Raw genomic sequence first — 12,414 nt, forward strand, 5'->3', positions numbered from 1 at the left:
TGTAAAGTAGATTACGTTGTATTGAAGATTAAAGAGATGTACATTAATATTTCAAATCTCAATGACAAATCACAACTCATCACTCACAATTCACAACCCTTAATTTTATATTACCATTCTCTCATATATTCAATTTATTCACTATGAAAATCTATATTACTTTTTGTCTACTATGTTGTAGTTATTTTGGCTTTTCGCAAAATACTCCAGTCGGAATTTTTCATAATCATGGCGACGTTGGGAAGCCTAAGATTGCAGGTTCAGTACGTTATGATGAAGTCACACAGACTTATTATGTCAAGGGAGCAGGTTATAATATCTGGTTCAATCGAGATGAATTTCAATATTTGTATCAAAAGCTAAAAGGTGATTTTGTATTGACCGCTAATTTTGAATTCATCGGTGATAAAGGCAACAATCACCGTAAATACGGATGGATGATTCGGGAGTCTGCGGATGAGTCCGCTGCTCATGTCAGTGCAGTATCGCATGGAGATGGCTTGACAGTGATGCAATGGAGAGTATTGCGTGGGGCTTATATGCGTGACCCTGAAGATGAAATCTTTTTTACAAAGAAAGGCTTTGAAGTGGTGCAGTTAGAAAGAGTAGGAAAGAAAATTACGATGAGAGTAGCGCATCAAGGGGAACCTTTGCAAACGGTTGGTTCGTACACCTCAGAAATGAAAGATGCTGTTTTAGCTGGATTGTATGTTTGTTCGCATGATTCACTAGCGATTGATGAAGCTAAAATATGGAATGTTCGCATTGATAAGCCAGTCTATAATGCATCAAAAACAGAGAAAATACAGTCATTACCAACCCGTTTAACAAATGTGAATATCACCAATGGCTTATGTGAAAATCTTTCAGCATCAGAAGTCAATACCGTAACGGGTAAAGTAATTAATGAAACCAAAGTAGGAGCGAAACTTCAATATTCTTCTGTACTTAGCAAAGGCAATTCACAAATCTGGCGAATGAAAGCTGATGGCTCAGAAAAGGAGCAAGTAACCTTCGACGAGTATCAGAATACTGCTCCAACTATTTCGCCAGATGGCAAATGGTTGGCTTTTGTTTCTTTTCCGAATGATACCGAAAATGTAAATCAGTATAAACAAGCCATGGTCAGAATCATTCCTTTAACGGGTGGAATTGGACCAAAGGTTATTGCTCATTTTTATGGAAATCAAAGTACAAGTAATTCGCTTATTTGGTCGACAGATAGTAAGTCTTTAAATTTTACAAATAGTATTTCTAATTAATAGAACCCAATTTTATGAACATGAAAAAACAATCTTACTTGATAGCAATTACATTGATGTTGTTGCTTAACATCACAGATACCTTTGCCCAAAAGAAAAAGCCTTTATTTAATTTTCCATTTGGAGTACAGGCTTATACTTTCCGTAAGCATTTCCCTGTTTCTGTCGAAAATACGTTGGATAAAATACAAGCAATGGGCATAACCGAACTAGAAAGTAGTGGAGCGAAGGGGTTGACTAATACAGAATATAAAAAGCTCTGCAATGACAGAGGTATCAGTATTCCTTCGGCGGGGTGTAGTTATGAACAATTAGAGAAAAATCCGCAGGAAGTTGTGGATAATGCCAAGGCATTAGGAGCGAAGTTTGTCATGTGTGCTTGGATTCCTCATAAAGGCAATGAATTTACTATTGAAGATGTTAAAAAAGCAGTGGAGGTTTTCAATAATGCTGGAAAAGTGTTGAAAGAAAACGGACTAACTTTCTGTTATCACGATCACGGCTATGAATTCAGACCTTACGAGGGAGGTACACTGTTCGATTATATGGTAAAGAATACCAATCCCGCCTATGTATCTTTTGAAATGGATGTTTTATGGACGCTCCACGGTGGGGCCAATCCAGAAGCATTATTACAAAAATATGGCTCACGTTGGAAGTTGATGCACGTAAAAGATTTGAAAAAAGGAGTGATAGGTGATTCATCAGGACATACTCCCGCAGAAAACGACGTAGTATTAGGAACAGGACAAGCCAACTGGCCAGCCATCTTAAAAATAGCTAAAAAAATTGGCATCAAGCATTACTTTATCGAAGATGAAAGCGAACATGAATTAGAAAATGTGCCTTTGAGTATTCAGTATTTGAAAGGACTTTAATAATAAAATAGCAGTCGCTCGCTTGAAGCGAGTGACTGCTATTATCATCATAACTTATCTTACTCTTTGTCTTATTTCTGCTAAGGTTTGGTCTATTAAAAGCTCGCCATCTCTAAATACTTCTTTCAATGCTCCTTGTTTTTCAGTTTCCCAATCTACTTGGTCAATAAGTTTATAAGTGCCATCTTCTAATTCGATTTTCATCAGTCCTTTCGCAGATTTTTTGGTGCCATCATCTGTAATAGGGTCTTTGAAAATCTCTCTTCCTTCGTCATTAACTTCACCATAAGTAGCTTTCATCGCAAACCCGAAAGTATCTCGTGTATTATACTGATAGGTGTATGAACCAATACCTAAAACTACATTAGTAGAGGCAAAACCCTTAGCTTTGAGTCGTTCACAAATTTGTGTTGCTCGGTCAATAGTTATACTGTCTCCATAAATAGCACCAATCTGTGGAATAAGCTCTTTATATCCTTTGTCGTTTATTTGTCCCCCAAAAGTATCCCATAGCAGTTCTATAACGCCTTTTCTTTCGTGTTCGTTTTTGCCATTTGGGTTTCCACATATAATATCAACAGGGTCTCCGCTATCTGGTCTTACAACCACTTTTCCTGCTCTACTTGATATTTCATTTTTTAATGCGGGCAAATATTCTGTTAATACTTTCCATAAATCCCAAGTATCGGAAACGATAGAAACAATACCTTGAGGATAAATATCACAAATCAATCGTTTAAAAGTTGCTAATTCCCCTTCAGTTGTTCCCATGCACATCACAGAATGTTCTGTTGCAGCAACTGAACCTCCTATTAATTCATTATCTGAATCTGCATTATAATATTTTTCTAAAAAGTCAACCGCTGGAATGGTATCTGTTCCTGTAAAACTTAGTAAGTGTCCGCTTGCAGAAGACACACCCGCTTCAATTCCAGCCATGCCACGCATTGAAAAATCATGCCCTTGCCAATCTACAAACTCTGGAATAGAAGATGTTTCGTTTGCATATTTATCCAATATTTTGCGATATTGTTTGGCAATGGTGGCAGAAGTACAAGGCATCCAAATGACAGCAGAAAGGAGCGTTTCAAAATAATTTGTTAGCCAAAAGAATTCAGGTTTGGTATTATACATGGTGAACATGGGTACTCTGATAGGTACGCTTACGCCTTCAGGTAATGCTTTGATTACCATTGGGATATACCCTAAATCGTGTAAATCCTCAATGTGTTTGGTACCAACTTGATTCTCGCCTAAATAATTATTAATTCTACGACTGTATTCTTTGATAACTTTCTCTTTAGGCTGTTTGAAAAAGTAGGTTTCAAAATCTTCTAAGATGTATTTTTTTATGAAGTATTGTAATCCGAAAAACACAACGTGATCAATGTCTTGAATTCTACTTTTACGGGGTGTCCAGTTTGAATAAACTAAAGTTGTTCCTGTTGGATATTGTCTGCGATGGTCAACTTTATAGCCATCTGTCAATAATAGGGGATTCATAATTTTAAATGTTTTCTGTTAAATATTTTAATTCATTGTACACTTGAAACAGACCAGCTCTGTCATCTAAGTATGCATTAGCATAAATTTTCTTACTTTTTGATTGATGAAATGGTGGATTTTCATTGATAGCATCAAATGGAATTCCATTTTGGTTAAGGTAATTGCTTACAAATACCATATCTTCTTGACCAGTCCAACAAATCAAATAGCAATTAATTGATTTTAACTTTTTGAGTAAAGCAATCATATCAGTGTAAAGTCTTCCTTTATTATGAAAATCATAAACTGTATCATCAAAATCAAAGGCTATCACTAACGACTTATATGCTCTGTATTCATCAAGTAATCTACTCAATGAGTTTTTGGGATTAAGATAATAGTCCATTGTCTAAATTTATTTGTGTTAAACAAGTATGACTTAACTCTTTAAAAGAATTTGTAGTGAAGATATGGGTAAAATGTTTTTCCAATTCTTCAAATCCTTTACTGAAAATACCGTGACTTACTGCCAAATAAAGCTTGCCAGCATTTTTCTTTTTTAGTTCACTCGCCAACCCAATAAACGTTCTGCCACCGTCGCAAATATCATCAACAATTAAGCAATCGCTTCCACCTAAATCCTCAGCATAGACTTTAAATCCTGTTAATTTACCTGTCTCTATATCTCTACTTTTACTGCATTCTACTACTTCAAGGCCATCTAAAAATTCAGAAACTTTATAAATTTTCTTTAATGCTCCACCATCAGGAGAAACCAATTTTACATCTTTTCCAATTTTATCAATTACCTGTTTAATAAAATTATGATTTGAAATAGCTACGCAGTTATTCAATAATGCTGGTGTGACGTCTGAATGTACATCTAGTACAATTACCTTTTTGAAGCCTAAATTATTGATGATGTCAGCATATACTTTAACAGATAAAGGCTCGCCTTTTGTCATTACCCTGTCTTGTCTTGCTGAGGGAAAATACGGTATGATTAATTTAGTAATAGCGATGTCCATTCGCTTTAAAGCATCCACTGCCAAGCAAAGCAATCCTACATCATTGAATGAATTTAATCGATGGGTAATAACTACTTCTTTTTGAGTATCTAAATCTGTTTTGATTTTAATGTGAGGTTCTCCGCCTGAAAATGTAAAACTTTCAAATTGTATTTCTTCGCCATCTAATGGTTTGAAATTACTGTCTAGATTGAGTATCATAATTTCATATTTGCGTATATTTTACACAAATATAGGGCTCAAAAATTGAAATCAAATATATTTGCGTAAAAATTACGCAAAATTAATTTCAAATAAGAATCCTTCGTTTGTTAACTTGTTGTATTTGAGTTTGTTAAACTTGAATAACTTGGCAGGTCTTCCACTTTTTTTAGGAGAAAATTTTTCAGTTTCTTCAATAATACCAAAGCTTAATATTTTTTTTCTGAAATTCCTTCTATCTATTTCCTTTTCTAAGATGGTGCAGTACAAGTTTTCTAAATCTGAGAAAAGGAATTCTTTGGGAAGTAAGTCAAAGCCTATTGGCTGATAAGTAAGTTTGTTTTTTAAGCGTTGATGAGCAGTCTGTAAGATTTCTTCGTGGTCGAATGCTAAGGGAGGGAGTTCTTTTATTGGAAACCATTTTGCATCTTCAGCGTCAGTATCGGCTTTTAAAATAAGCTTGCTAGAGTTCACTAAAGCAAAATATGCTACCGAAATGACTCTAAATCTTGGATCTCTGTCTAGTTTGTCTCCAAAAGTGAAAAGTTGTTCTAAATAATTTACTTTGATACCTGCTTCTTCTTGTAGTTCTCTGTTTACGGCATTATTTAGTGTTTCATTGTCTTGTACGAATCCCCCAACCAATGCCCATTGGTTTTTTAAAATACCGTATTTTTGTTTTACCAGCAGGACATTGAGGCTGTTTTCTGTATAGCCAAAAACGATTGCATCTACTGCTATTTTAATATGCTGTTCAAGCTCCATTTATATCTATGCGTAAAGTGTACGCAAATCTACATATTATTTCCTGAGCTAAATAGGTGTCTATTTAATACATTGGCTATATTAAAGGATTTTAAATCGACCTATTATTTATTTTTATGACTATATAATTATGCTGCATAGAAAAAAAATAGTTAGTTAAAAGAGTGTTTAAATGTTAATGGAGAAACTTTAGTCTTATTTTTAAATAGTTTGCTAAATGATTGTGGATATTCAAAACCTAGTTGATAAGCAATTTCACTAACGGATAAATTGGTAGTAGCCAGCATTTCCTTTGACTTTTCAATTAATTTATCATGAATATACTGCTGTGAACTTTGCCCTGTTAGTGAACGAAGCATATCGCTTAAATAGCGTGGAGAAACATTTAATTGTTCAGAAAAATATTGAACTGTTGGCAATCCTTTTATTAATGCCATCTCATTATAATATTCATTGAGGAGTTTTTCTAATTGATAAAGCATATCATTATTTACCATTTTTCGAGTGGTAAATTGTCTTTTATAAAATCGGTTGCTGTAATTCAACAATAATTCGATTTGTGAAATGACTATATCCTGACTAAAATCGTCAATACTCGATTGTAACTCATCTTCTATATTCTTGAAAACGGATATAATCGTTTGTTTTTCTTTATCTGAAAGGTGAAGCGCTTCATGAACAGCATAAGAAAAGAATCCATAAGTTTTAATGGTTTTTCCTAAGGTATGATTTCTGATAAAATCTGGATGAATAAGTAATGTGTATCCTAAATATTCAGTATCATCTGTTGTTGCCAGTAATTGATTCGGTGAAGTGAAAACCAAACTTCCTTCATCAAAATCATAGTAATTCTGACCATATTTTATCGTCCCTTGTGGACTTGTTTTATAGGATATTTTATAAAAATTGAGCAAGAACGAGGTTTGTAGGTCTTCTTTGTTTACAGCTATTTTAGTATTATCTACCAGACTAATCAAAGGGTGCAAAGGCTTTGGTAAGCCAAGCACCCGATGTAGGTCGGATATTGAATTAAATCTATGCGGTATATTTTCACTGTTTTTCATGAGATGGATATTTTAATTGTCCAAAAACATTTGTTCCATAGATTTCATAAATTGTGTATCTCCTAATGCCAAACGCTGTGCATATAGTGCTTTAGCGTCCTCACCTGCTACATATCTTAATTTTTCTTTGCCATCGGTAGCTGCTTCATATACTACCGAAGCAATTTCGCTGGCAGGCGTAAAGTTATCTTCACTAAAACCAGCAAATAATTTTTCAACCCATTTATCATATGCAGGATGTGCCGACATATCAGCTGAACGACTCAGAAAATCTGTTTTTATACCACCAGGTGAAACGGTTTTTATGCCAATCCCAATTTTTTTTAGCTCGAAAGACATACTTTCGCTCCAACCCTCCAAAGCCCATTTTGTGGCATGATAAACCGAGCTAAACGGGAACGTAATCAGTCCGCCAATGGATGTAGTGGTGATAAAAAGTCCACTTTGTTTTTCTCTAAAATAGGGAATAAATGCCTGTGTAACACGAATTACCCCTAATAAGTTAGTCTCTAACTGACGCACCAATTGTGTATCTGTTGTAGATTCTAAAGGTCCCATCAATCCATAACCAGCATTATTAAATACAACATCAATATCGCCTAAATCAATCGCTTTTTGTACAGTTTCTTTTATTTGTACTAAATTAGTGACGTCTAATGGTAATAGTGTAATGTTGTCAATAAGATTTAATTCCTTTTCGTTTTCGGGCTTGCGCATTGTGGCAATTACCTTCCAGCCATTTGAGGCAAATAATTTTGCTGTTGCTTTTCCTAAACCAGTTGATGCCCCTGTAATGAATATTGTTTTCATGTTTTTGTATTTAAAATTTGATATACAAAATTCATCAACTACAGCTTCTTGTCTGTATCCAAATTAGCAAATGTTGTATCCAAAAGTGCACCAAATCAAAAAACCATTTAATAACTACAAATTTCTATGACTACTTTTTCAAGTACCATTGCTTGAATAGTGATAATACTTGTGTTTAACGGAAAAACGCTTGTCAAAAATAAAATAGATATTTTATTTTTGACAAGCGTTTTAAGAGTGGTAACTCGCTAGAAGCGAGCTACTGCGATAGTAAACACGAATTGGAAAATATAACTTTGAGTATTCGCTATTTAAAGAGGTTGTAGATATTGCATTAACAGTTAGCGACGAAAAATTATCTATCTTGTGGATACTATCATACTTCCTGTTATATATATATTGTGGTCACATATCGCAAAGAACAATTCTAATTCAAAACTATCCTCATACCAATAAGTCTTAATCTTGAAAAATGAGTCTTTGAGAGGGAATAAATCGTTCCAATTTTTATAGAGTTCATCTGCAAAAGGTCTTAATGCACTGTTTTTATTTTTTAATTTACATTCAACAATTAGCCTTTGATTGTTCCCAGAAGTCTTTTTAGCAAATTTGATGCTCTCAATCTGCTTCATCTTATCCATCAAGCTTTTTATATCAATCATGGTTTTATTGATACTTTTAAAATCAAATGGTTTATAGTTTTCGGGAAGTTGACTTTGAAAACTTTCAAAATCCCAATAGTTGAAATCAGGTCTAATTACTTTGGTTATTTGTCCTTTTCCAACTATGATTGAACCTTCTCTAATTTCAAATATTTGTCCTTTAAAAAATTGACCAATATGAAAGTGTGGACTTAAAGTCTGTAAATAAACTTTCACAGTTTCACCCATATAGCAGACCTCTTTGTCTATAAATTCTTGAGGAGCATCCCAATTTTGATTGTTGTAATAGAGCTGTCCACGATACCCACTATAAACAGGATTATAGCGACCGCCTTCCTCATGTGTCAAATAATAAATTTCGGCTTCAAGTTCTGGATTTTGTAGTTTCGAGTTTTGACTAATAATCATAATATTCGTCTTTGAGGCTTATTTTTCTACCAGAGAGGTCTGAAATATACCAATATAATAAATTATAAAATGTTTTTAATCTGTTTTCATTAGTGTATAGAAAAATAGATATTTAGTGAAAACAGTAGTGTTAAGTAAAGTCATCTTGAAAATAATAAAGAATGCAAAGGTCCTCTTTACGATTGTCCTACAACAAAAAATCCTCATATCAACGATATGGGGATTTTGTTGGTATATAAATCAATCCTTTACAGTCTACAATCCTTTACCAGTAGCTGCCCAGTAAATACCTCCATAGATATGGTCTAAGAAAGTTTGGTCAGAAAACGTTAATGGAATATGTCCTAAAGCAGTATAGAATGCTCTACCGCCATCGTAGTTATGATACCAAGAAATCGGATGGAATTTACCCATTCCTTTTCCTTCGTTTGTTCCCCATTTTGCATAAGGGTCGTAAGATTTTTCATCCACTGAAACCAAGTAATGTAAATCTGTTGATTTTAGGTCGCCAAATTCATACCATTCGTCAGTCCAAAGCAGTTTTTTAGGAAAACGCTCCATCCCTGGGAAGTTGCTATCTTCAACTTTCAAATAGGCAGTTTGTTGTGCAGGGTGAATTTTGAACATCATTCCCACCATTTTAGTGTACCAAGCCCAGTCGTATTCAGTATCGGACGCAGCATGAATACCCACGTAGCCTTTGCCCGAACGAATGAATTTCTCGAAAGCAGCTTGTTGCTCATCATTTAGAATATCACCAGTTGTATTTAAAAATATCACAGCACTAAAGCCAGCTAAGTCTTTATCATTGAACACTGTTGCATTTTCTTGCCAAACTACCGTGAAGTTATTACGAGCCGCTAATTGACGAATAGCAGTTACGCCCTCATGAATTGATTCATGATGAAAACCCGCAGTCTTGGTATACAACAATACTTTAAATTGTTGGGCGAAAGTTGTGCTAGTAAACGATAAAGCCAACAAAAACATCAGCGTACTTTTAAGGAGATTATTTTTCATTTTTCTTGAATTTTGTTATGAATTAAATTGGAATACTGTTACCATAATTGGTGAACCAATGGTTTGATACTTTGTTGATATACCTGATTAATGCTTGAAACTTCTTCAGATGTCAAAGCTGGAATATTGAAAACATCTAAATTAGATAATACTTGTTCTGGACGAGAGGCTCCCGGAATGACCGTACTTACAGCATCATGTTGTAAAATCCAACGCAAGGCGATAGGTGCTAAATTAGGATGTGCTGGAAATAGCGCTTTTAATTCATCCACAGCGGCCAGACCTGTTTCGTAATCAATCCCAGAAAATGTTTCACCTTTATCGAAATGTTCGCCATTACGGTTAAAGTTACGGTGGTCTCCTTCTGTAAAAGTGGATGTTTTTGAGAACTTACCTGTTAACAAGCCACTGGCTAAAGGTACTCTTACAATCACACCAACGTCTTTTTTCTTGGCTTGTTCAAAAAACAATGCTGCTGGACGCTGACGAAAAACATTGAAAATAATTTGTACGCTCGTTACGTTATCATATTCAATCCCTTTTAAGGCTTCTTCTACTTTCTCGACACTGATTCCCAAGTTTAATATTTTCCCTTCGTCCTTTAATCTATCAAACAATTCAAAAATCTCTGGACGATAATATACTTCTGTGGGTGGACAGTGTAACTGAATCAAATCTAGGGTTTCTAAGCCCATATTTGTTAAACTATCTTCCACAAATTTGCGAAGTACTGCTGGTTGATAAGCTTCGTTTACATGTGGGTTTAATTGCCTTCCACATTTAGTAGCGACAAAAAGTCTTTCTGAACGACTTTTTACAAATCTACCAACGGCCTTCTCGCTTTCTCCGTTGCCATACACATCGGCAGTATCAATAAAATTAATACCAGCATCTACGGCAGTATTAAGGATTTTATCAGCTGTTTCATGGCTAAAATCATCACCCCATTTACCACCTACTTGCCATGTACCTAAGCTGATTTCTGAAATCTCGAAACCTGTTTTACCTAACTTTCTATATTGCATTTTTTTGAATATTATTTTTGCTTTTCTCTTCTTGGGCCTATAGCATCATATACAATTACATGATCCCAGAGGTGCGAGTATTCCTCTACGAATTTCAAGTGAATAGGGTGTTTTTGGTAAATTTCTTCTTCCTCTAAATTATCAAAGAAACATAACCAAGATACGGCATAGCCTTTTTCTATTACGCTTCTGTTCGTACTTGCTGGTGTTCCGATGTGTACAAACCTGATAGTTGGTACTTTCGTTAATGCATTCAATCCTTCGATTAATTTAGCAGTATCGGCCTCATTGTTTGCATTTTTTAAGTAAAAGTACACATGATGAACAAATAGCTCTTTTGAAGCCTTAGCCTCAGTAGTATTCACCATTGCTAAACCCGCACCAGCAGTTAGTGCAGTGTTTTTAACAAAATTACGTCTGGAAATATTTTTCATAGTTGGCTTTTTTAGTTGATAGCTTTGAGCAATGAGCCTTGAGCTTTCAGCTTTTATGTTTAGTAAATGTTATTTGTTAGTGTTTTAAAAGCAACGAGCCTTGAGTTTTTTCTATTGAGCGAATTATGGCATAAAAAAAACTCATAGCTTACATCTCAAAGCTCATAGCTTACTTTAAAATCTCTTCAATCTTCGTTAATTCATCATGACTAAAAGTTTTGTTTTTTAAACAATCTAGCGAGTCTAGTAATTGTGAAACCCTACTTGCACCAATCAGTACTGAAGTAACCCTTGCATCTTTCAATAACCAAGCGAGTGCCATTTGTGCCAAAGTCTGACCACGTTGTAAAGCAATGTCGTTTAATTGCTCTAATTTTGCCACTACCTCTGGGGTAACATGGCTAGTTTGCAAGAAACCATGCGGTTTAGATGCCCTAGAATCACTAGGAATACCCTTTAAATATTTGTCAGTCAAAAGCCCTTGTGCTAATGGTGAGAAAGGAATACACCCCACACCTTCGCGACCGAGTACATCTAGCAAACCACCTTCAACCCAACGTTCAAACATAGAATATTTTGGTTGATGGATTAAACATGGTGTTCCTAATCGGTTCAAGATGGCAATAGCCTTTTCAGCTTCTGGAGCTTGATAGTTTGAAATACCCACGTATAAGGCTTTACCTTGTCTGACGATTAAATCCAAGGCTGCCATTGTTTCTTCTAAAGGCGTATCAGGGTCTGGGCGATGATGATAAAAAATATCAACATAGTCTAGTCCCATGCGTTTTAAGCTTTGGTCTAAGCTTGACACCAAGTATTTTTTTGAACCCCATTCTCCATAAGGGCCAGGCCACATCAAATAACCCGCTTTGGTTGAAATCACTAATTCGTCACGGTATTGAGCGAAATCTTTTTTCATGATGACACCAAAATTCTCTTCCGCCGACCCCGGAGGAGGCCCATAATTATTAGCTAAATCGAAATGTGTAATACCATTATCAAAAGCAGTTTGTAAAATAGCTCGGTAATTTTCAAATACATCGACACCACCGAAATTGTGCCACAAGCCTAATGAAATAGCGGGTAATTTTAAACCACTGTTACCACAACGGCGATACTCCATTGGGCGGGTTCCTGATTGATCGTAACGAGTAGGGTTTGCTAGGTAAGTCATTTAGTGAGTTCAGAAATTTTTAGAATAGTTAATAAATCGAGTGAAATGATTCCTCAGGATTTTTAAAAAACCTGTATGTTTTTTACGCTACTTAAAACTAAAATGAATATATTTTTAAGCTATACAAATGTAATATAATTCCTTATGTAGATTGATAGGTTTTGTCCTTGTTCGGAGACTTTAAGACAGAATTTCTGC

The 12,414-nt window shown here is 35.0% G+C and carries 13 protein-coding genes; 2 read left to right on the top strand and 11 right to left on the bottom strand.

The features are described 5' to 3' along the window. The first annotated feature begins 143 nt into the window (after nt 1–143). Nucleotides 144–1,262, top strand: a complete 1,119-nt coding sequence (locus tag AC07XN_RS11085) for a TolB family protein (RefSeq protein ID WP_494743114.1) — start codon at nt 144–146, stop codon at nt 1,260–1,262. A gap of 20 nt (nt 1,263–1,282) precedes the next feature. Further along, entirely contained in the window at nt 1,283–2,140 is an 858-nt protein-coding gene (locus AC07XN_RS11090; RefSeq protein WP_494743115.1) for a sugar phosphate isomerase/epimerase family protein, read from the top strand. 54 nt (nt 2,141–2,194) lie between these two features. On the opposite strand, the gene AC07XN_RS11095 is transcribed toward AC07XN_RS11090, so the two are convergent. The 11 genes from AC07XN_RS11095 to mgrA form a co-directional block, all read right to left on the bottom strand. After that, nucleotides 2,195–3,643 carry a nicotinate phosphoribosyltransferase gene (locus AC07XN_RS11095; protein WP_494743116.1) on the bottom strand — a complete coding sequence of 483 codons (1,449 nt, stop codon included), beginning with the start codon at nt 3,641–3,643 and terminating at the stop codon, nt 2,195–2,197. Nucleotides 3,644–3,647: 4 nt separating this feature from the next. Beyond that, nucleotides 3,648–4,031 (bottom strand): HAD family hydrolase, encoded by a 384-nt coding sequence (locus AC07XN_RS11100; protein WP_494743117.1) that lies wholly within the window; start codon nt 4,029–4,031, stop codon nt 3,648–3,650. Further along, the gene (gene prs, locus AC07XN_RS11105) at nt 4,015–4,854 is read right to left on the bottom strand and encodes a ribose-phosphate diphosphokinase (protein ID WP_494743118.1); all 840 of its coding nucleotides are present in this window, start codon (nt 4,852–4,854) and stop codon (nt 4,015–4,017) included. The genes AC07XN_RS11100 and prs overlap by 17 nt, the downstream gene beginning before the upstream one ends. Nucleotides 4,855–4,926: 72 nt before the next feature. Continuing rightward, a complete protein-coding gene (locus AC07XN_RS11110) occupies nt 4,927–5,619 on the bottom strand; it encodes an NUDIX hydrolase (protein ID WP_309912967.1) in 693 nt (230 codons plus the stop codon). 152 nt (nt 5,620–5,771) lie between these two features. Next, nucleotides 5,772–6,683 (bottom strand): helix-turn-helix domain-containing protein, encoded by a 912-nt coding sequence (locus AC07XN_RS11115; protein WP_494743119.1) that lies wholly within the window; start codon nt 6,681–6,683, stop codon nt 5,772–5,774. 12 nt (nt 6,684–6,695) lie between these two features. Beyond that, the gene (locus AC07XN_RS11120) at nt 6,696–7,493 is read right to left on the bottom strand and encodes an SDR family oxidoreductase (protein WP_494743120.1); all 798 of its coding nucleotides are present in this window, start codon (nt 7,491–7,493) and stop codon (nt 6,696–6,698) included. A gap of 359 nt (nt 7,494–7,852) precedes the next feature. Beyond that, nucleotides 7,853–8,563 carry an EF-Tu C-terminal domain-related protein gene (locus AC07XN_RS11125; protein WP_494743121.1) on the bottom strand — a complete coding sequence of 237 codons (711 nt, stop codon included), beginning with the start codon at nt 8,561–8,563 and terminating at the stop codon, nt 7,853–7,855. 255 nt (nt 8,564–8,818) lie between these two features. After that, nucleotides 8,819–9,583, bottom strand: coding sequence for a ThuA domain-containing protein (locus tag AC07XN_RS11130; protein WP_309912956.1), 765 nt, complete (start codon nt 9,581–9,583; stop codon nt 8,819–8,821). 38 nt (nt 9,584–9,621) lie between these two features. After that, nucleotides 9,622–10,608: an aldo/keto reductase gene (locus tag AC07XN_RS11135; RefSeq protein ID WP_494743122.1), complete on the bottom strand. Its 987-nt coding sequence runs from the start codon at nt 10,606–10,608 to the stop codon at nt 9,622–9,624. An 11-nt stretch (nt 10,609–10,619) separates the two neighbouring features. Next, nucleotides 10,620–11,042 carry a Dabb family protein gene (locus AC07XN_RS11140; RefSeq protein WP_323246433.1) on the bottom strand — a complete coding sequence of 141 codons (423 nt, stop codon included), beginning with the start codon at nt 11,040–11,042 and terminating at the stop codon, nt 10,620–10,622. Nucleotides 11,043–11,211: 169 nt separating this feature from the next. Then, complete coding sequence (mgrA, locus tag AC07XN_RS11145; RefSeq protein WP_323246432.1) at nt 11,212–12,216, bottom strand: L-glyceraldehyde 3-phosphate reductase; 1,005 nt, start codon at nt 12,214–12,216, stop codon at nt 11,212–11,214. Nucleotides 12,217–12,414 lie beyond the last annotated feature (198 nt).

The organism is Arcicella sp. GW458-12-2-14-TSB2, assembly GCF_059423785.1.